This window comes from Xanthomonas melonis (genome assembly GCF_020783655.1).
GTDB classification, from domain to species: domain Bacteria; phylum Pseudomonadota; class Gammaproteobacteria; order Xanthomonadales; family Xanthomonadaceae; genus Xanthomonas; species Xanthomonas melonis.
Genome location: NZ_JAJGQH010000008.1, coordinates 1 through 18,352, shown reverse-complemented (window position 1 = coordinate 18,352; position 18,352 = coordinate 1). Strand labels below are relative to the sequence as shown.

Genomic DNA, 18,352 nt, shown 5'->3' with positions numbered 1-18,352 from the left:
CTCGCATGGCCGAACAGTACTTGTACCTGCTTCTCAACAAAGAAGCGACCGCCTTTAAGATTGGCGTGGCATTTCAACCGCTGACCCGGGGAGCGCAGCTTCCCCAGTCCATCGACTCGGAGAAGAGCCTTCAAATACCGATGGCGGGCGGGTCGGCCATCAAGGTCGAAAAAGTACTGCATTACCTCTTTCAAAGCCAGTCCTTCGAGATGCCCCGCGGCGATGGCTATACAGAGTGGTTTGTCATGGACGCGCTTGGCGATGTACTCAAATTTATCGACGAGCAGAAAGATCGCCTTGGGATTGGCGTGCCGGAACCAATTCCGCCGAAGGTCTATGCGCCACGACAGCCTAAGCTGCAGGACTTGAGTCTTCTAGAACGCCGCAGGATGCGAAAGGAGGCACAAGAGCAACGCTATCTCACGCACAGAGAAGCAGCGATGGTGAACAACCTCAAGGCAGTCGAGAGCCTGACGCTGTTGACAGAGGAATGGACCAGGCAATCAGCAGTCATCGGCACCTTGATCGGCGACGCTTACAACAGCTCAACCGCCCACGTATATCTGAAAGACGCCTCCGACGAGCTCTTGGACGGAATCCGCTGGCTCATGCCAAGCAGCCTGGTCATATGCGGCCCCAAATCATCCGGCAGCTTCAGTATATTCAGTAGCACGTACCATGATGCAGCCGTGGCCACGGAAGTGACCATGCCAGCTAGCCTCTTGGTGAAAGACCAAAGAACAGACGAAGATGTTCCAGGGATAGATGAACTCAGGACCGCCTTAAACAGACATCTGACACCGGCAGCTGGTGAGAAGAAAATTTCGTTACTGCGCCTTAAAGGGCAGCTGGATAACAGCCGCCAACGCTTCCACGACGAATTTTGGACGCATTGGCGGGAGAACTCCGGCGGGATCTTTTAATTCGGTCCGACGCGGCCAGGGATCTTCCTGGCATTCGAAGCTGTAGCGGGAAGCAGCACAGCGCACTTGAATTGGCTTTACGGCGGGAACCGCCGAACGTAGTCGGAAACTCCTTCTGCGTTCGGCAATGGCTTCCTTCACTGCTGTAGACCTGTCCAAACTTAAAGCGCCTGACCTGATCGAAGCACTGGACTTCGAGACGATCTTTGCCGAGGCGTTGGCCCAGTTCCGACGCCTGATGCCTGAGTTCTCAGCGCTCACGGAGGCCGACCCGGTCTACAAGCTCCTGCAGCTATTCGCTGCACGCGAGCTGCTGCTGCGCCAGCGTGCCAACGACAAGGCCCAGCAGACCATGCTGGCCTTCGCCACCGGCGCCAACCTCGACCACCTGGGCGCGCTGTTCGGTGTCGCGCGCCTGGTACTCGATCCTGGCCAGCCGGATGTCGGTATCCCGCCGGCCCACGAGTCGGACGTGGACTTCCGCCGCCGCATCCAACTAGCGCCGGAGGGCTTCAGCGTAGCCGGCCCCGAGGGCGCCTACATCTATCACGCGCTCAGCGCGGCGGCCGATGTCATGGACGCCAGTGCCACCAGCCCTGCGCCTGGGCAGGTGCTGGTCACCGTGCAATCGCGCAAGGGCGATGGCACCGCACCGCAAGAGCTGCTTGATGAGGTGACCGCCGTCCTTACCGATGCCAATGTGCGTCCCTTGACCGACGAGGTGGCTGTGCAAAGCGCGCAGATCGTCCTGTACGCCATTCGCGGGCGCGTCTACACCTACGCCGGCCCAGATTCGGCGGTGGTCATGCGCGAAGCGCTGCGCAGCCTGCTGGCCTATCTCGCAGAGGCACACCGCATCGGCCGCGACGTGCCCGAGTCCGCGATCAAGGCCAAGTTATTCGTCGATGGCGTGCAGCGTGTTGAGCTGGACTCGCCGGCTGCCGACGTCCGGATCAGCCGCACGCAGGCTGCGTACTGCATCTCGATCGACATCGTGCACGCCGGCATCGATGAGTAGTTCACCGCTACCGCCAAATGCCACGCCGATGGAGCGTGCCCTGGCCGCCGTCACCGGGCGCCTGGCGGCAATCCCGTTGCCGTATCCGGACCTGTGGAACCCGGACACGTGCCCGGCGAGCCATTTGCCGTGGCTGGCCTGGACGCTCTCGGTCGATGACTGGAAGGCCGACTGGAGCGATGCGGTCAAGCGCTCGCGCCTGCGCAGCGCCATGGCGATCCAGCGCCGCAAGGGCACCGCCAACAGCGTGCGGATGGTGGTCGAGTCCTTCGGCGGCGCGGTGGCCATCCGCGAGTGGTGGCAACAAGAGCCGCGTGGCGAGCCGCACACCTTCGAGTTGGCATTGACCCTCACCGGCGCCGATGGGCGAAGCGCCAGCGCCCGGTTCGTTGAGGAAGTCATTGCCGAAGTCGAGCGCACCAAGCCCGTGCGGGCGCATTTCAGCTTCACCCAAGGATTTCAGGCCGAGGCCCGACTCAACGTCGTGGCACGCGGCAGAGCCACCGTCTTCGTTCGCCTGCAGGGCGATGCGAGCTAGAGAGCATAGATGCCAGGACTCAAAATCAAGATCACCGCCGCCGGCCGCCAGGCGCTGGTCAACGCCGACCAAACCGGCACCCGCGCGGTCACCATTGCTGCGGTGGGGCTGGCTAGCGCCCCATTCGCGGCTCAGGTCGACCTCATCGCGCTGCCTTCCGAGATCAAGCGCCTGACCACAATCGGGGGCTTGGTCACAGCCAAGGACACGATTCACGTCTCGGTGCGCGACGAATCGAGTACCGCTTACAGCTGTTACGGCTTCGGCCTGTACCTGGCCGACGGCACGCTGTTCGCCGCGTACGGCCAGCCCGCATTGATGGTGGAGAAGTCCGGCGCCGCCTCGGTGCTGCTGGCGATCGACGTGGTGCTGGCCGACGTGGATACCGCCCAGATCACATTTGGCGATACCAACTTCACTGACCCGGCGGCGACCGTCGACGTACCGGGCGTGGTGCGCCTGGCTACCGACGCCCAGGCCATCGCAGGCATCGACAGGGAGCGGGCGGTGTCGCCGGCCAACTTGCTTGCGTCACTGGACCAGCGCCTGGGCGAAATGGGGCCGACCGAATTCATCAAGGGACTGTTGTCGCGTGCCAATGCGGCGGCCGCGCGCAGTGTTTTGGGAATTCGCTCCGCTGCGTTGAACGACGCCGGCCACGGCAATGGCCTGGATGCGGATACCCTGGATGGGCGCCAGGGTGAGTGGTATCGCGACTTCCGTAACATGCTCAACGTGCCGCAATCGTTCCTACTACCGGGCCAGATCGTGGTCATGGCCTCGCTGTATCCGCCGAGCGGCTTACTGGTCTGCGATGGGGCGGCAATCTCACGCACCAGATATGCGGCCCTGTTTGCCGCCATCGGTACCGTCTACGGCGCAGGCGACGGCAGCACCACCTTCAACGTGCCCAAGATCAAAGACGGCACCGTCATTACCCACACCAGCGTCGCTGCCTCGGTGGGATCGTATGGTGCAGGCCAGGTCATTTCCCATGCCCACGGCGCCAGCGCGGCGGCCGTGGGCGACCACGCGCACTACATCGCGCTGTACGGCGCTGGAAATCACTCCCACGGCGCGAGCGCGAGCGCCTCCGGTGACCATTTCCACGGCGCGTGGACCGACACCCAGGGCTGGCATGGGCACAGCGGCAGCACCAGCGCCTCTGGCGACCACCAACATCCGGGCGTAATTCCGTCAGGCGCCGTGAACGGATACGGCGTGTTCCGCGAACGCGACAACGATGCGGCGCCTTCGGACGGTTGGACCGGCGCTGCCGGTAACCATGCCCACTCGTTCGGAACGGATGGCGCAGGCAACCATGCCCACAACATAGGCATGAACGGCGCGGGCAACCACAGCCACAGCATTGGCATCGGCGAAGGAGGCAATCACGCCCATGATGTTGACCATCGCGGTGCCGGCGCCCACAACCACGCAATCACCGTCAACGCCGCCGGTGGCGCGGACAACCTGCCGGCCGGTCTACGCATGACCTACTGCATCGCCTACTGAGATTGACTATGACCAATACCCTCCCGCCCACCAGCACCGCCTACGCCTTCGACGCCACCACCGGCGAATTCATTGGCCCGGTGACCGTCTACCTCTCCGAAATGGAGGGACGCTACCCACTGCCTCCCAACACGGTAGCCATTGCGCCAGCTCCGACTGCAGCTCTGTATCAGCGGCACCGTCTGTCGACAGCGACCGGAAGCTGGGAGGTGGTCCCAGACTATCGCGGCGTCATGCTCTACAGCACCGACACCGCCGCACCCGTCGCCAACACGCTGGCATTGGGTGATGCGTTGCCACAGAGCTGCACCACCTCGCAGCCGATCGCCTTTCTTCCCAGCGACTTCCGCCGTAACGTATGGGACGATGCACGCGCCAGCTGGCGCGCAGATCCCGATTACAGTGCGACCCTGGTCTGGGAGAAGGCCACCGGCGCGATCGCACCACGCCTGGCCGCCGGCATCGCATTGCCCGGGCAGCTGACCACCGTTGCACCGCCCATGACGGTTGACGGGACGTTGCAATGGGACGAAGCAGCGCAGAGTTGGATCGTGCAGCCACGCGCGTCCGACGTTGCCGAAATGTAGCCCCAAGCGGTACGTCTCATCTGTCGTGCCTAGAGCCGTGCAGCCGCCCACCATGGCTGCATGGGCAACGCATCTTCCGCATTGAGTAATGCCATTCGCCTCGGCGCCGTCGCCGAGGTGAATCTGGCCCACGCGCGATGCCGCGTGCAGGTCGGCGAGATGCTGACCGACTATCTGCCCTGGGTCGTCACGCTCGCCGGCACCACCATCATCTGGTCGGCGCCGGCAATCGGCGAACAAGTCGTGGTGCTGTCGCCGGCCGGCGACCTGGCCGATGGGCTGGTGCTACGCGGCCTGTACTCCGACCAATTCGCAGCGCCTGCTGCATCCGACACGCTGCACGTGCTGCGCTTTGCCGATGGCGCGCAGATCCACTACAACACCGATGCGCACGTGCTGCAGGCCACGCTGCCCAGCGGCGGCACGGCGACCATCACGGCCGATGGCGGCATCACGCTCAACGGGCCGCTGACCGTCAACGGCGAGACGACGCTCAACGGTGATGCCATGATCGCCGGCACTGCGACTGCGACCACCGATGTCGTAGGCGGCGGGATCAGCCTCAAGAACCACAAGACCACCGGCGTGACCGCCGGCAGCGCACTCAGTGGCGGCCCGCAGTGATCGGCGTCGATGCCACCACCGGCCGCGTGATCCAGGGCGAGCAACACCTCGCCCAGTCGATCGCCTGCATCCTCACCACGCCCATCGGCACGCGCGAGCAACGCCGCGACTTCGGCTCGCTGCTGCCCGAACTGATTGACCAACCCTTCAACGGCGCCACGCGCACGCTGCTCTACGGCGCGACCGCGACCGCCTTGATGCGCTGGGAGCCGCGTCTGCGCCTGACGCGCGTCGATCTGGTCGTCGGCGAAGTACCCGGCAGCTTCGTGCTGACCCTTGAGGGCGACCGCACCGACGTCGCCCCCGCCAATGCGCGCTCGCGCCTGACCATCCCGCTCCGCTTCCGCACGTCCTGATTGAGGAATCCATGTCCACTGCCTACCACCACGGCGTTCGCGTCATCGAAGTCAGCGCCGGCACGCGCACCATCCGCACCGTCTCCACCGCTGTCGTCGGCCTGGTCGCCACGGCCGCCGATGCGGACGCCACCATCTTCCCGCTCAACAAGGCGGTGCTGATCACCGATGTCCTCGGTGCGATCGCCAGCGCCGGCACCCAGGGCACCTTGCGAGCGGCGCTGCAGGGCATTGCCGACCAGACCAACCCGGTGACCATCGTGGTGCGTGTGGCCGAAAACGCGGATGCAGCCAAGACCACCGCAAACGTGATCGGCGAGCCCAAGTCCAACGGTTACACCGGCTTGTATGCGCTGCTCGCCGCGCAGGCGCAGCTGGGCGTGCGTCCGCGCATTCTGGGCGCGCCCGGGCTGGACACGCTGCCGGTCGCAAAGGCGCTGGCCACCATCGCCAAGAAGCTGCGCGCGATGGCCTATGTGCGCCCGGTCGCCGAGACCGTCGCCGAGGCGGTCACCTACCGTGGGCAGTTCAGCGACCGCGAGCTGATGTTGATCTGGCCGGACTTCCTGGCCTTCAATACCGCCACCAGCACCACCACGGCAGCGTATGCCACTGCGCGTGCACTCGGCCTGCGCGCCAAGATCGACACCGAGCAGGGCTGGCACAAGAGCCTGTCCAACGTGCCGGTGGCTGGTGTCACCGGCATCTCGAAGGATGTGCACTGGGATCTGCAGGATCCGGCCACCGATGCCGGCGTCCTCAACGAGGGCGACATCACCACGCTGGTGACGTTCAACGGGCAACGCTTCTGGGGATCGCGCACGTGCGCCGAAGACAGCATGTTTGCGTTCGAGACGGCCACACGTACCGCACAGATCCTGGCCGACACCATCGCCGAGGGTGTGGCGTTCTACGTCGACAAGCCGATGCACCCCTCGTTGGTCAAAGACCTGATCGAAACGATCAACGCCAAGTTCCGCGACCTGAAGTCGTCCGGCTACCTGATCGATGCCAACGCCTGGTACGACGGCACCGTCAACAGCGCCACCACGCTCGCCGACGGCGCGCTGCGCATCGACTACGACTACACCCCGGTACCGCCGCTGGAGAACCTGCAGCTGTACCAGAAGATCACCACCAGCTACCTGGCCGACTTCGCCGAGCGCGTCAACGCCTGACGCACCTGACTCAGATTCCCGGAGAACCCCATGGCGTTACCCAAGAAACTCAAAGCGCTCAACCTGTTCAACGACGGTGAGAGCTATCTCGGCCAAGTGGTCGAAGTGAAGCTGCCCACGCTGTCCCGCAAGATGGAGGAATATCGCGGTGGCGGTATGAATGGCCCGGTCGACATCGACTTCGGTCAGGAGAAGATCGAGCTCGAATGGAAGTGTGGTGGCCTGATGCGCAGCGTGCTGAACCAGTACGGCGCCACCACGCACAACGCCGTGCAGCTGCGCTTTGCCGGCGCCTATCAACGCGATGACAGCGGCGATGTGGATGCGGTGGAAGTGGTCGTGCGTGGCCGTCATAAGGAGATTGATCCGGGTAACGCCAAGCCCGGCGACGACAACGAATTTTCGGTCAAGACCTCGGCCAGCTACTACAAGCTCAGCATCAACGGCGCACCCGTGATCGAGATCGATCTGATGAACATGATCGAGATCGTCAACGGCGTAGACCTGCTCGCCCCGCACCGCCGTGCTATCGGCGCCTGACCCTTCTGGCCTGGCGCCGCCAGGCCTCAGCCCTGAGACCTTCCGATGACCCCGACCTTTTCCCCAGCCATTCCCCTCGACCAGCCGATCGTGCGCGGCGAGCAGACCATCACCGACCTCAAGGTGCGCAAGCCCGGCGCAGGCGAACTGCGTGGCCTCAAGCTCACCGACGTGCTGCAGCTGGATGTCACCGCAATGGCAGCACTGCTGCCGCGCATTTCCTCGCCCACGCTGACCACCGCCGACGTCAATGCGATGGATCCAGCCGACCTGCTCGCGGTCGGCCAGGAGGTGCAGGTTTTTTTCTTGCCGAAGGCGCAGAGGGAAGCGGACTTCCCGACTGCGTAGAGGACGCGATGGCCGACATCGCGGCCATCTTCCACTGGCCGCCATCGGAGATGGACGGCTGGTCGCTACACGAACTCTCGGCGTGGCGCGAGCGTGCCCGCCTGCGAAGCGGAGCCGAATGATGCGCCACCCCAAGAACGAGGCCGCCTAGATGGCGGCCTCCGACAATCTGCGCCTGCAGGTCATCCTGGCCGCTGTCGACCGCGCCACCGGCCCGTTCCGGCGTGTTCTGAGCGGTAGCCGTGGCGTTGCCACTGCACTGCGGAGCCAGCGCGATGCGCTGCGCCAGCTCAACAGCCAGCACCGCGACATCGGCGCCTACCGCGAACAGGTGGCCATGGCACAGCGCGCCAAGGCCGCGCTCGATGCGCAGCGCCAGTCAGTGCGCACGCTCGCCCAGCAGATGAAGACCACCGGCGCGCCCACGGCCGCGATGACGGCCGAGTTCGAGCGCGCCGTGCGCACCGCCCGCGAGCTGAAGGCCGCCCACGGTGCACAGGAGGCCGGCCTGCAGCGGCTGCGCGGCCGTCTGGAGACGGCCGGGATCAGTACGCGTGAGCTGGTCACGCACGAGCGCCGCCTGCGTAGCGAGATCGAGAGCACCAACACCGCCATGCGCGCCCAGCAGCAGCGCCTGGCGGCGATCGACACCGCGCAACGTCGCAGCGCCCGGATGCAGAGCGCCGGCCTGCAGGCAAGTGCCTACGGCGCCGGCATGGCCTTTGCCGGGCAGCGCGCCCTGCGCGCCTCGGCACTGCCGATCAGCGATGCGATGGCGTTCGAGTCGGCCATGGCCGATGTGCGCAAGGTCGTGGACTTCAAGACGCCGCAGCAATTCGCGCAGATGGGACGCGATGTCGAGAACCTCTCGATGCGCCTGCCCATGCTGCCGGCCGAGATCGCCAAGATCGTGGCGGCTGCCGGCCAGGCCGCCATCCCGCGCCAGGAGCTGGTCCACTTCGCCGAGGACGCGGCCAAGATGGGCGTGGCCTTCGACAGCAGCGCCGAGGAAGCCGGCCAGACCATGGCCACCTGGCGCACCGCCTTCCGCATGGGCCAGGCCGAGGTGGTCGTGCTGGCCGACAAGATCAACTATCTCGGCAACACGGGGCCGGCCAGCGTCAACAAGATCAGCGCCGTGGTGAACCGCATCGGCGCCCTGGGCGAGGTCGCCGGCCTGCAGAGCGGACCACTGGCCGCCCTGGGCGCCACGGTCGCCGGCATGGGTATTGAGTCGGAAGTCTCGGCAACCGGCATCAAGAACATGCTGCTCACCCTGGCCTCGGGCGAGTCGGCCACCAAGAGCCAGCACGAGGCCTTCGACAAGCTGGGCATCAAAGCCACGGCCATGGCCCAAGTGATGCAGACCGATGCCAGCGGGGCGATCATGTCCGTGCTGCAGAAGCTGCGCGCACTGCCCAAGGCCGAGCAGGCCGCGACCATGACACAGCTGTTCGGGCGCGAGTCTATCGGCGCGATTGCACCACTGCTGACCAATCTGGAGCTGCTGCAGGGCAACTTCGCCAAAGTCGCCGATGCGCAGCGCTACGGCGGCTCGATGTCGGCCGAGTACGCCTCGCGGGTGGCCACCTCGGCCAACTCGCTGCAGCTGCTGAAAAACACCGCCGTGGTGGTGTCCCAGTCGATTGGCCAGACCCTGCTGCCGCAGTTCAAGGCGCTGACCGAGCGCACGGCTGCGGTGGTCGGCCAGGTCACGACATGGATCCGCGCCAATCCGGTGCTGGTGGGTGCGATCGCCAAGACGGCGATCGCTGGCGCCGCGCTGGTCACAATCCTGGGCGGCCTGCTGGTGGCCGGCGGCGTGGCCGCGATGGCCTTCTCGCAGATCCACGGCGCCGTGGCGCTGCTGTCGGGCGGCGGCGGCTTTGGCGCGCTGCTGCGCCAAGGGCTGGCGTTCGGTGGCCGCGTGCTGCCGATGCTGGCCAACGGCGCGCGCCTGCTGCTGCCGCTGCTCGGAGGCGTCAGTCTGCCGGTGCTGGCGATTGGCGCGGCCGTCGCGGCCGTAGCGCTGCTGGTGTGGAAGTACTGGGGCCCCATCAAGGCCTTCGCCATCGGCGTGTGGCAAGGCATCGTCGATGTGGCCGCGCCGGTGCTGGCCGAACTGCAGGCCGCGCTCGCACCGCTGGGCCCGGTGTGGGACATGCTGGCCAGCGCGATGGGCCAGGCCTGGGCGTGGGTCAAGCAGCTGCTGACGCCGTTCGAGGCGACCACAGCGCAGTTGCACGGTGCAACGCAGGCCGGGCGTGGCTTCGGGCAGATCATCGGTGCGGTGCTGGTCAGCCAGCTGCAGCTGGCGGTGAAAGCGATCGGTTGGCTCGTCCAGGCGTTTGTGTTCGTGTTGCCGGTAATCAAGCAGATCCTCGGTGGCGTGTGGCAAACCGTCCAGGGCACGTGGTCGCTGATCGTGGGCGTGTTCACAGGCAACGGCGATCGCATCCGCCAGGGGCTGCTGCAGCTGTGGGCGGGCATCAACCTGCAGTTGGCCAACTGGCCGGCCCGGATGCTGCAGGCCGGCGCCGACATGATCAACGGCCTTGTCCAGGGCATCCGCTCCAAGCTCGGCGCGGCCAGCAGCGCGATCGCCAGTGTCGGTACCGGTGTGGTCGACCGCTTCAAGGGCCTATTGGGTATCCACAGTCCCTCGCGCGTCTTCGCCCAGCTGGGCGACTTCACCATGCAGGGCCTCACCGTGGGCCTGCAGCGTGGCCAGGGCGCGCCCGTGCAAGCGGTGACGGCGCTCGGTGACCGCATGCGCGCCGTGGGCGCCGGTCTGGCCTTGGCGACGGCCACAGCGCCGGTGGCGGCGATCGACAGCCGCGCGCCGCTGTCGGCCCCTACGCGCGCCGCCAGCGCGCCTGCAGGCGGCAACAGCTACGTCATCCACGTCCACGCCGCACCGGGCATGGATGCGGCCGCACTGGCGCGCGAAGTCGCCCGCCAACTTGAAGAGCGTGATCGGCGCACGGCGGCCACCCGCCGCTCCAGCCTGCGCGACGACTGAGGATCCACCCCGATGATGATGTCCTACGGCACGTTCGTGTTTGCCCTCGATAGCGCCGCCTATCTGCAGCTGCAGCGGCAGATGAGCTGGCGCCACGCCACCACTGAGCGCGTCGGCGCGCGCGCGGCCAGCCAATTCCTGGGCCCTGGCGATGAGACCATAGAGCTGTCCGGGTTGATTGCGCCGGACCTCACCGGCACACGCGGATCGTTGACCACGCTGCGCAGGCTGGCAGCGGCCGGCGAGCCGCTGCCGCTGGTGGATGGCACGGGCTGGGTCTATGGCGCTTATCTGCTGCTCACCGTCAACGAGACGGCGTCGCTGTTTTTCCCAAACGGCACGCCGCGCCGCATCGAGTTCCAACTGAGCCTGCGCCGCGCCGACTACTTTCCGCCGGAGGCGATCGTCGCATGAGCTACCCGATTCCGCAGTGGCGCGTAGTGCTCGATGGCACCGACCTCACCGAACGTATCGCGCCGCGCCTGCGCGATCTCACCCTCACCGAATGCCGGGGCGGCGATGCAGACCAACTAGACCTGAGCATCCACGACCACGACGGCAAGATGGCGCTGCCCAAACGCGGGGTGCGCCTGGCCGTCGCGCTGGGCTGGAAAGCCACCGGCCTGGTCGACAAAGGCAGCTTCCTCGTTGACGAAGTGGAGTACAGCGGCGCGCCCGACATCATCACCGTCCGTGCGCGCAGCGCAGACCTCACGGCCGGCATGCGCACGCGGCGCGAACGCAGCTGGCACGACACCACGCTGAGCGCTGTACTCAAAGCACTCGCGGGCGAGCACGGGCTGACACCGCGCGTGGCTGATGCGCTGGCAGGCATCACGCTGCCGCACCTCGACCAGGCCAACGAGAGCGACGTGAACCTGCTCACGCGCCTCGGGCAACGCTTCAATGCCGTGGCATCGGTCAAGGCCGGAGCGCTGCTGTTTGCGCCGATCGGCGCAGGCACCACGGCAACCGGCAAGCCGCTGCCCACGGGCACTCTGACGCGCCGCGACGGCGACCAACACCGCTACTCGGTGGCCGACCGCGATGCCTACACCGGCGTGCGCGCGTACTGGATGGACAAGGCCAAGGTGAAGCGGCAATCGGTGCTGGTGGGTACGGACGACAATGCAAAGCAGTTGCGCGAGTCGTATGCGGACCAAGCCACGGCGCGCCAGCATGCACACGCGGAGCTGGAGCGGGTCAAGCGCGGTCTGGCGAAGTTTGAGTGCACCCTGGCGCTCGGACGGGCGGATCTGTTTCCAGAGCAACGCATCAAGGTGAGCGGCTTCAAACCGGAGATCGATGGGCAATCGTGGCTGATTGCAAGAACCACCCACACGGTCAGTGGTTCCGGCGGCTTCACCACCGCTCTCGAATTGGAAGCTGCCACGTAGGCGCTCGCACCCGGGCCGCTTACCCGGTGGCGGCTTGCCGGACATGACACATCAACAGCGAGCCATTACTCAGCACCCGATACAGTCCTAGCTCGCTTTGGGCATGTGCAACAGCCTGCGCATACGTGGAGTACCCTGACGCTGATAGCTGGTGCCGGCGCAGTGTCAGGCCACCACTTTTTGATACCAGAATTTCCGGCAAGAACATCACGCCAGCCGTCGTGGCATGCGCGGTCAATACGTAATCGCCAACCTGTCGAATCATGCAGGCATCCATGCGTCGTTGCGTCGATGTGCGCGCATTCTAAGGTAGCGCACGCTCCCGCGCATTGGCGCATCCCTTACAGCATCTGCGGGAATTTCCTGATAGCCGGTTAGATGCGGCTGACGTAGTTTGCATCGTGGATGTCAGGTCATCTCGCGCTGCCAGGACGGTGGCGACTGGATCGCATGGAGCAACGCGCCGACACCTCGAAAGCCGCCGGCACACACCGGCGGCTTTTTCTTTGACGCCAGTTTCGGTTTGCGCTTCAGAAGCTAAACGTCCGACACGGGTCGCCGATAACGCTCTCTTTTGCGAGGACCAGCTGTCCTATCTGGACCTTGATCACGACTTCTTTTTTTTCCGACCGCCCATGTTGATCTGCATATGTCGCTGATCTAAGGGGCCGTTGTTGGAGATCACCGGACCCACTGTGCTGTTGTTGAAGTTCAACGTCGGCGCTGCGCTCGGCACGCTCGGCGATGCACCTGCTTTCAATCCTAATGCCGCGAGTGCAACGCTGCGCGCACTGGCTGACGCAGTCCTGAGCGCTGACAGAACCCGTGCGTCTTCAGGATCCATCTGGGCGTGGTGTCCAGACAGCACATACATGACATCCACACCGCGATCCAGAGCGGCCAGCAGATACGCTCCGCCCGGCAGGTTGATGTCTTTCTCGAAATTCATCTGCGCATAGCGCGTGACACCCAGTTGGGTCGCCAGCTCGTCTTGCGTCAGGTCGAGCCGCTTACGCTCATCCTTCAGGCGCTTCCCGACAGTCATACAGGCATTTCCTTACTTGACAATGTTGAGTTAAGTCCACAGAATTCCCAAAAGTAAACGGAACCGCCACATGTCCCGTAAGAGCCAAATGCAGCAGTTCACGCCTCGCAGCCCACAACAGGCGCGACAGTGGCTTGAAGCGAACGGCATGACGGTCTCGGCATTCGCACGACAGCACGGTGTGGATCGGTCAGTCGTTCATGACCTGCTCCGCGGCCGATCTCAGGGCAAATACGGCGAGTCGCACAAGGCGGCAGTCGCATTGGGGCTCAAGGCACCACCCAATAGTGCCACACAAATCCCAACCGCCAAGAGTTCTAAGGGGTGAGCATGCTCGGCAGGAAGAAGGTGGTTTTCAGCTGTGAGTCGTGCGGCAGCAGGCTGATCAAGCGCACTAGCTCGCTGGCGCACAAGTACCTGCGGCACGATTCGTATGTCTGCGAAAACCCGATGTGTGGCGCGACATACACCGGCCACTCGGAGCTCACCGGTATCGCCAGTCCGAGCGGCGTGCCGACCGCACACAGTGAGCTGCCGCCCACACCCGCATTTGAACGCGCCCTGGCGCTCCAGGCTTACCGCGAGTCGCTCGGCGATCGCCAGCTGGATCTGATCACCACCGGCGGGGAGCCGGTCTTCCCGCTCATCTGAGGCATTCCTATGCGAAACACCCTTGATTGGGCGGCACTGCCGCCCACGGCGAAGCTTTGCCTGCAGGTTGCACTCCTGCACGGCGGTCTGATGCACACCGAATGCGGGTACATCGGCCGCAATGCGCCCGCAGACACGCAGCAGCGTTTCGGTGCCGTGGTCGTCGCCCAGCTCATGCAGCAGGGCCTGGCCACTGCGGATTGCGGCGATGAGCGCCAGGTCGCACTGACCAACTCGGCCCTGGTGTTGTTCCACGCCAATGCGTCGGCCGGGGTGAACGCATGAGAGCGCCCTGTGATTGGTTCAGCGCGCAGGAGCCGCGCTTTGTCGATGCCGCCGCCCATGCGCCGCAGCGGGTGCGCCCGTCTGCCAAGCACGCCGAGGCACACGCCCTGGCTGCTGCTGTCGAGGCTCATCGCGTGGCGGGCGGCACCTACGTCGTACTCGACGGTACCCCGGCTGTGCCTGCGCCCCGGCGCCGGCCGGGCGCGTAAGGACTCCCATGCAAGAGGATCTGCGGCAACAGGTGCTGACCCGTCTGGAACGGGACTACGGGCTCAAGCACCGTAGCGGCACGCACTACATGCGCGGCGGCAAGTGCCCGTCCTGCAGCAAGAAGGAGCTCTACACCCACCACCTCAAACCGTGGGTAGTGAAGTGCGGCCGGCAATCCAAGTGCGGCCGCGAGCTGCACGTCAAAGACCTCTACGATGACCTGTTCGACGACTGGTCCAAGCGGTTCCAGCCGACACCGACCGCGCCCAACGCGGCAGCAGACGCATATCTGGAGTTTGCGCGCGGCTTCGACCTGGCGCCCCTCAAAGGCCTCTACACCCAGGACAGCCACTACGATCGGAAGATCGGCGCCGGCACGGCCACGGTGCGCTTTGCCCTGGTGAAGGGCGGTTGGTGGGAGCGGCTGATCGATCGCCCGCACCGGTTTGGCAAGCAGAAGGCCCGATTCGCCCCAGGCCAGAGCTATGCCGGCATGTGGTGGGCCGCGCCGGCCGCCATGACCGCCATGCAGACCGCGCGCGAAGTGTGGATCGTGGAGGGCATCTTCGATGCCATCGCACTTCTGCAGCACGGCATCTGCGCGGTGTCGGCGATGTCATCCAACGCCTATCCGGAAGACTCGCTGCGCGAGTTGGCCAAGGCACGCGCCGCCGACCTGCCCACGCTCGTCTGGGGACTGGACAACGAGCCAGGCGCGCACGGCTACACGCACCGCCACATCAAGCGCGCAGCGGCGCTGGGCTTCAAGTCGCAAGCAGCGCAGATCGTCCAGCGCGACGGCAAGAAGACCGACTGGAACGACCTGCACCTGCGTGCCCTGGCATCCGAGGATGCCGAGCAATGGAACAACGACCTCACCGAGGCGCGCTACCAGGGCGACTTGCTGACCGCCCGATCGGCCGTGGACAAGGGCCTGCTGATGTTCGAACACGACGGCCGCTCCGAGTTCTGGCTGGAATTCGGCTCGCGCCTGTTCTGGTTCGACTTCGACGTGCAGCGCTTCGAGAAGTTGCGCCGCGAGAAGCTCGGCGACCACGACACGGACGGCGATGACGAACTGGAAGCGGAGGATCTGCGCAAGCTCAAGCGTGCCGCCTGTGCAGTCCAGCGCATCGCCGGCTGCTACCCGCAGGCGCTGTACTTCCAGCGCCACGAAGTAACCGACGAGAGCTGGTACTACTTCCGCGTCGACTTTCCGGACGACAAGCCCAGCGTCAAAGGCACCTTCACCGGTGGCCACGTCGCAAGCGCCTCCGAGTTCAAGAAGCGCCTCATCTCGTTGGCGCCTGGCGCACTGTTCACCGGTAGCGGCCACCAGCTGGATCGGCTGATCGAGGAACAGACCGAGACCATCAAGACCGTGGAGGCCATCGACTTCGTGGGCTACAGCAAGGACCACCATGCCTATCTGCTAGGCGATATCGCCGTGCGCGATGGCGAGCTGGTGGCTGCTAATGAAGAGGACTATTTCGAGTTCGACAAACTGCGGCTCAAGACCACGCAGAAGTCGATCCGGCTGGACATCCAGCGCGACGCAGAGGCGTTCCGTACGGACTGGCTGCCCTGGCTGTGGCTGTGTTTCGGCACGCATGGCATGGTGGCGCTCACGTTCTGGTTTGGCTCGCTGTTCGCTGAGCAGATCCGCGCTGCGCACAAGAGCTTCCCGTTCCTCGAAGCGACCGGCGAAGCGGGCGCGGGTAAGACCACGCTCCTGACCTTCCTGTGGAAGCTGCTGGCCAGGTCCGACTATGAGGGCTTCGACCCGGCCAAGTCGTCCAAGGCCGGCCGCGCGCGCGCCATGGGCCAGGTATCCGGCATGCCCGTCGTGCTGCTGGAAGCCGATCGCAGTGAGCCGGACAAGGCGCATGCCAAGACGTTCGAGTGGGACGAGCTCAAGGACTTCTTCGGCGGCGGCACCCTGGCGACACGCGGCGTGCGCAACGGCGGCAACGAGACCTACGAACCACCATTCCGCGGCACGATTGTGATCAGCCAGAACGCCGCTGTAGACGCCTCCGAGGCGATCCTGACCCGCATCGTCAAGCTGCACTTCAAGCGGCCGAACGTCACAACGGAAAGTCGCATCGCGGCCGACAACCTCAACGCCCTGCAGGTCGAAGAGCTGAGTTACTTCTTGGTGCGTGCGGTGCGCCAGGAGCGCGCCATCCTGGACCTGTTCGCCGAACGGGTGAAGATGTTCGAGGGCAAGCTGCGCGCGCAGCCGGAGCTGCGCCTGGAGCGCGTCATCAAGAACCACGCGCAGATGCTGGCGCTGTTCGACTGCCTGCGGCTTGTTCTCACCATCTCCGACGAGATGGTCGAGAAAACGCGCCTGGCGTTGCTGGACATGGCCCTGGAGCGTCAGAAGGCGATCAGCGCCGACCACGCGCTGGTGAACGAGTTCTGGGAGGTCTACGAGTACCTCGAGGCGACCGGCCACGGGAAAGCCGTGGTCAACCACAGCCGCGACGCGCAGCGTATCGCCATCAACCTCAACCACTTCGCCGCACGCGCGGCGCAGTTCAGCCAGGGCGTGCCGGATCTGAAGGTGCTGCGGGCGCTACTGAGCGACTCGCGCCGGCACAAGTTCATCGGCGCCAATGTGGCCGTCAACAGCGCGATCCTCAAGGACGAACTGACCGGCGCGGGCACTACCGTCAAATGCTGGGTGTTCACGAAATGACTGGATCCGCACTGCGCGTTGCCAACCTGCAGGTCCGGCGCGATGCCGCTGGCCGTTACTGCCTCAACGATCTGCACCAAGCGGCAGGTGGACGGGAACGCCACAGTCCCAACCGCTTCACACGGACCAACACATTCCAGCTGCTGGTCACTGAGCTAACGCCAGAAATGGCGTTTGCCCCCGTCGATTCGATCCGGGGCGGCATCGCGCCGGGTACCTACGTCGCCAAAGAGATGGTTTACGCCTACGCGATGTGGATCTCGCCACGCTTCCACATCGAGGTCATCCGCGCTTATGACGCCCTGGTAGGCGCTGATCCGGGCAGCAAGGTCCGCGTGCCGGCTGCTGATGCAGCGCTTCATCGAGCTCGCATGCAAGCGGTCACCCAGCTTTACCGCGCCAGCCACCCGGCCGAGCAGCTGGCCCTGCATGCGCAGGCTACGCAGCTTTCTCTGGCACTGGATCTGCCACGGCCCGAGCTGCCTGCAGCGGCGGTGGCACTGCAGAGCAGCCAGAAAACACTGGCAACGTTCTGGCTGGCAGTCGATACAGCCCTGGCCGCCGGCCAGTTGCACAACCATGCGCGCCGCGCAGATGTGTTGGCGCTCAACCTGCCCCAGGTCCGGCAATGCGCTGGCCGGCGCGGCATCACGTTGCCCGAGTCCACCGCACTCACGGGCGCGCTACGTGCCTGCGCGCGGCTGCTACACGTCAATCGTGCTTATAACAGCCCGGCTACGGGACGGGCGATCAAGTGCTGGGTGTTCGCGAAATGAGCGCTCTGGCCCATGTTGGAAATTTTAGGAATTTTTCGTTGACAGCGCGCCAGGGACGGAGCAACTATTACCGCGTCACCGCACAATCGGCGACCGGGATTGGCGTCCCGAATCCACACGGCGCAACGGCGCCCATCGAACGATGCATGGCGCTTTTTTCTCGCCTGACATTCGCTCGGGCGCGTGCCTGCCAGTTCTATGGCGGGCGGTGCGAGGGGGCCGCGAGGCCCGCCGGTTCCGTGTGTCCGGTACGCCAACCCGCATCGTCCGCCACCCCGATTGGCGTCGGGGCGGCGGATTCCAATCAACACACGGAGTTCCGCATGTCCTACGACGCCCAAGAAGCGCCGGCCGCTGCCGCGCGCCAGATCGCCCACTATTTCGGCCTGATCGCCAACACCCTCGACTGGAACCACACCGCCTGGCTTGCCCTGCAGGCGAAGCTGCAGGCCAGCGGCAAGACGCCTGAAGCGCTGACCCTAGCCGACGTTGCTGCGGCCATTGCAACGATCAACGCCGAGCAGGCCGAGGTGCGCCAATGAGCCGCCGCGCCCTGATTGTTAGCGCCGATGTAAAACTGACCCACAGCGCCGAAGTAAAAGTGACCCACCTGGGCCACGATGGTGGCCTTTTGA

General features: G+C 65.1%; 22 protein-coding genes. 20 read left to right on the top strand and 2 right to left on the bottom strand.

Features of this window, described 5'->3' with window-relative positions; all coding sequences use genetic code 11:
- The first annotated feature begins 5 nt into the window (after positions 1-5).
- The 14 genes from LL964_RS09235 (at position 6) to LL964_RS09170 (ending at position 12,046) form a co-directional block, all read left to right on the top strand.
- The gene (locus tag LL964_RS09235) at positions 6-923 is read left to right on the top strand and encodes a GIY-YIG nuclease family protein (protein WP_104587607.1); all 918 of its coding nucleotides are present in this window, start codon (positions 6-8) and stop codon (positions 921-923) included.
- Between the two features lie 127 nt (positions 924-1,050).
- Positions 1,051-1,941 carry a baseplate assembly protein gene (locus LL964_RS09230; RefSeq protein WP_104587608.1) on the top strand — a complete coding sequence of 297 codons (891 nt, stop codon included), beginning with the start codon at positions 1,051-1,053 and terminating at the stop codon, positions 1,939-1,941.
- A complete protein-coding gene (locus LL964_RS09225) occupies positions 1,934-2,479 on the top strand; it encodes a phage tail protein I (RefSeq protein ID WP_104587609.1) in 546 nt (181 codons plus the stop codon). Before LL964_RS09230 ends, LL964_RS09225 begins: the two co-directional genes overlap by 8 nt.
- Before the next feature lie 9 nt (positions 2,480-2,488).
- Positions 2,489-3,994, top strand: coding sequence for a tail fiber protein (locus LL964_RS09220; protein ID WP_104587610.1), 1,506 nt, complete (start codon positions 2,489-2,491; stop codon positions 3,992-3,994).
- An 8-nt stretch (positions 3,995-4,002) separates the two neighbouring features.
- Entirely contained in the window at positions 4,003-4,581 is a 579-nt protein-coding gene (locus LL964_RS09215; RefSeq protein WP_104587611.1) for a phage tail protein, read from the top strand.
- A gap of 60 nt (positions 4,582-4,641) precedes the next feature.
- Positions 4,642-5,205, top strand: coding sequence for a phage baseplate assembly protein V (locus LL964_RS09210; RefSeq protein WP_104587612.1), 564 nt, complete (start codon positions 4,642-4,644; stop codon positions 5,203-5,205).
- Positions 5,202-5,561, top strand: coding sequence for a GPW/gp25 family protein (locus LL964_RS09205; RefSeq protein WP_104587613.1), 360 nt, complete (start codon positions 5,202-5,204; stop codon positions 5,559-5,561). Before LL964_RS09210 ends, LL964_RS09205 begins: the two co-directional genes overlap by 4 nt.
- Before the next feature lie 11 nt (positions 5,562-5,572).
- A complete protein-coding gene (locus tag LL964_RS09200) occupies positions 5,573-6,739 on the top strand; it encodes a phage tail sheath subtilisin-like domain-containing protein (RefSeq protein ID WP_104587614.1) in 1,167 nt (388 codons plus the stop codon).
- Positions 6,740-6,769: 30 nt separating this feature from the next.
- On the top strand, positions 6,770-7,279 hold the full coding sequence (locus LL964_RS09195) for a phage major tail tube protein (RefSeq protein WP_104587615.1): 510 nt from the start codon (positions 6,770-6,772) through the stop codon (positions 7,277-7,279).
- A 45-nt stretch (positions 7,280-7,324) separates the two neighbouring features.
- Positions 7,325-7,627, top strand: coding sequence for a phage tail assembly protein (locus LL964_RS09190; protein WP_104587616.1), 303 nt, complete (start codon positions 7,325-7,327; stop codon positions 7,625-7,627).
- 8 nt (positions 7,628-7,635) lie between these two features.
- Positions 7,636-7,749 (top strand): GpE family phage tail protein, encoded by a 114-nt coding sequence (locus tag LL964_RS09185; protein WP_104587617.1) that lies wholly within the window; start codon positions 7,636-7,638, stop codon positions 7,747-7,749.
- A 29-nt stretch (positions 7,750-7,778) separates the two neighbouring features.
- A complete protein-coding gene (locus LL964_RS09180; RefSeq protein ID WP_104587618.1) occupies positions 7,779-10,649 on the top strand; it encodes a phage tail tape measure protein in 2,871 nt (956 codons plus the stop codon).
- A 12-nt stretch (positions 10,650-10,661) separates the two neighbouring features.
- Complete coding sequence (locus tag LL964_RS09175) at positions 10,662-11,063, top strand: phage tail protein (protein WP_104587619.1); 402 nt, start codon at positions 10,662-10,664, stop codon at positions 11,061-11,063.
- On the top strand, positions 11,060-12,046 hold the full coding sequence (locus LL964_RS09170; RefSeq protein ID WP_104587620.1) for a phage late control D family protein: 987 nt from the start codon (positions 11,060-11,062) through the stop codon (positions 12,044-12,046). Before LL964_RS09175 ends, LL964_RS09170 begins: the two co-directional genes overlap by 4 nt.
- Positions 12,047-12,065: 19 nt before the next feature.
- Here LL964_RS09170 and LL964_RS09165 read toward each other — a convergent pair whose 3' ends face one another.
- The gene (locus LL964_RS09165) at positions 12,066-12,311 is read right to left on the bottom strand and encodes a hypothetical protein (RefSeq protein WP_228329412.1); all 246 of its coding nucleotides are present in this window, start codon (positions 12,309-12,311) and stop codon (positions 12,066-12,068) included.
- A gap of 342 nt (positions 12,312-12,653) precedes the next feature.
- Complete coding sequence (locus LL964_RS09160; RefSeq protein WP_104587622.1) at positions 12,654-13,091, bottom strand: helix-turn-helix domain-containing protein; 438 nt, start codon at positions 13,089-13,091, stop codon at positions 12,654-12,656.
- A gap of 70 nt (positions 13,092-13,161) precedes the next feature.
- On the opposite strand from LL964_RS09160, the gene LL964_RS09155 reads away from it, so the two are divergent.
- The 6 genes from LL964_RS09155 (at position 13,162) to LL964_RS09130 (ending at position 18,259) form a co-directional block, all read left to right on the top strand.
- On the top strand, positions 13,162-13,419 hold the full coding sequence (locus LL964_RS09155; RefSeq protein ID WP_104587623.1) for a DNA-binding protein: 258 nt from the start codon (positions 13,162-13,164) through the stop codon (positions 13,417-13,419).
- A 2-nt stretch (positions 13,420-13,421) separates the two neighbouring features.
- Complete coding sequence (locus tag LL964_RS09150) at positions 13,422-13,742, top strand: ogr/Delta-like zinc finger family protein (protein WP_104587624.1); 321 nt, start codon at positions 13,422-13,424, stop codon at positions 13,740-13,742.
- Positions 13,743-13,751: 9 nt separating this feature from the next.
- Positions 13,752-14,027, top strand: a complete 276-nt coding sequence (locus LL964_RS09145) for a hypothetical protein (protein ID WP_104587625.1) — start codon at positions 13,752-13,754, stop codon at positions 14,025-14,027.
- A gap of 217 nt (positions 14,028-14,244) precedes the next feature.
- Entirely contained in the window at positions 14,245-16,941 is a 2,697-nt protein-coding gene (locus tag LL964_RS09140; protein WP_167395339.1) for a toprim domain-containing protein, read from the top strand.
- A complete protein-coding gene (locus LL964_RS09135) occupies positions 16,938-17,717 on the top strand; it encodes a KilA-N domain-containing protein (protein ID WP_208621448.1) in 780 nt (259 codons plus the stop codon). The genes LL964_RS09140 and LL964_RS09135 overlap by 4 nt, the downstream gene beginning before the upstream one ends.
- Before the next feature lie 323 nt (positions 17,718-18,040).
- Entirely contained in the window at positions 18,041-18,259 is a 219-nt protein-coding gene (locus tag LL964_RS09130; RefSeq protein WP_104587628.1) for a hypothetical protein, read from the top strand.
- The last annotated feature ends 93 nt before the right edge of the window (positions 18,260-18,352 follow it).

Excerpts from the sequence above, each read along its gene's own strand:
- LL964_RS09210 (WP_104587612.1), top strand. The coding sequence starts at position 4,642 with ATGGGCAACGCATCTTCCGCATTGAGTAATGCCATTCGCCTCGGCGCC.
- LL964_RS09165 (WP_228329412.1), bottom strand. The coding sequence starts at position 12,311 with ATGATTCGACAGGTTGGCGATTACGTATTGACCGCGCATGCCACGACG.
- LL964_RS09200 (WP_104587614.1), top strand. The coding sequence starts at position 5,573 with ATGTCCACTGCCTACCACCACGGCGTTCGCGTCATCGAAGTCAGCGCC.
- LL964_RS09180 (WP_104587618.1), top strand. The coding sequence starts at position 7,779 with ATGGCGGCCTCCGACAATCTGCGCCTGCAGGTCATCCTGGCCGCTGTC.
- LL964_RS09185 (WP_104587617.1), top strand. The coding sequence starts at position 7,636 with ATGGCCGACATCGCGGCCATCTTCCACTGGCCGCCATCGGAGATGGAC.
- LL964_RS09195 (WP_104587615.1), top strand. The coding sequence starts at position 6,770 with ATGGCGTTACCCAAGAAACTCAAAGCGCTCAACCTGTTCAACGACGGT.
- LL964_RS09235 (WP_104587607.1), top strand. The coding sequence starts at position 6 with ATGGCCGAACAGTACTTGTACCTGCTTCTCAACAAAGAAGCGACCGCC.
- LL964_RS09170 (WP_104587620.1), top strand. The coding sequence starts at position 11,060 with ATGAGCTACCCGATTCCGCAGTGGCGCGTAGTGCTCGATGGCACCGAC.
- LL964_RS09130 (WP_104587628.1), top strand. The coding sequence starts at position 18,041 with ATGTCCTACGACGCCCAAGAAGCGCCGGCCGCTGCCGCGCGCCAGATC.
- LL964_RS09135 (WP_208621448.1), top strand. The coding sequence starts at position 16,938 with ATGACTGGATCCGCACTGCGCGTTGCCAACCTGCAGGTCCGGCGCGAT.
- LL964_RS09160 (WP_104587622.1), bottom strand. The coding sequence starts at position 13,091 with ATGACTGTCGGGAAGCGCCTGAAGGATGAGCGTAAGCGGCTCGACCTG.
- LL964_RS09155 (WP_104587623.1), top strand. The coding sequence starts at position 13,162 with ATGTCCCGTAAGAGCCAAATGCAGCAGTTCACGCCTCGCAGCCCACAA.
- LL964_RS09190 (WP_104587616.1), top strand. The coding sequence starts at position 7,325 with ATGACCCCGACCTTTTCCCCAGCCATTCCCCTCGACCAGCCGATCGTG.
- LL964_RS09215 (WP_104587611.1), top strand. The coding sequence starts at position 4,003 with ATGACCAATACCCTCCCGCCCACCAGCACCGCCTACGCCTTCGACGCC.
- LL964_RS09220 (WP_104587610.1), top strand. The coding sequence starts at position 2,489 with ATGCCAGGACTCAAAATCAAGATCACCGCCGCCGGCCGCCAGGCGCTG.
- LL964_RS09175 (WP_104587619.1), top strand. The coding sequence starts at position 10,662 with ATGATGATGTCCTACGGCACGTTCGTGTTTGCCCTCGATAGCGCCGCC.
- LL964_RS09150 (WP_104587624.1), top strand. The coding sequence starts at position 13,422 with ATGCTCGGCAGGAAGAAGGTGGTTTTCAGCTGTGAGTCGTGCGGCAGC.
- LL964_RS09140 (WP_167395339.1), top strand. The coding sequence starts at position 14,245 with ATGCAAGAGGATCTGCGGCAACAGGTGCTGACCCGTCTGGAACGGGAC.
- LL964_RS09225 (WP_104587609.1), top strand. The coding sequence starts at position 1,934 with ATGAGTAGTTCACCGCTACCGCCAAATGCCACGCCGATGGAGCGTGCC.
- LL964_RS09230 (WP_104587608.1), top strand. The coding sequence starts at position 1,051 with ATGGCTTCCTTCACTGCTGTAGACCTGTCCAAACTTAAAGCGCCTGAC.
- LL964_RS09145 (WP_104587625.1), top strand. The coding sequence starts at position 13,752 with ATGCGAAACACCCTTGATTGGGCGGCACTGCCGCCCACGGCGAAGCTT.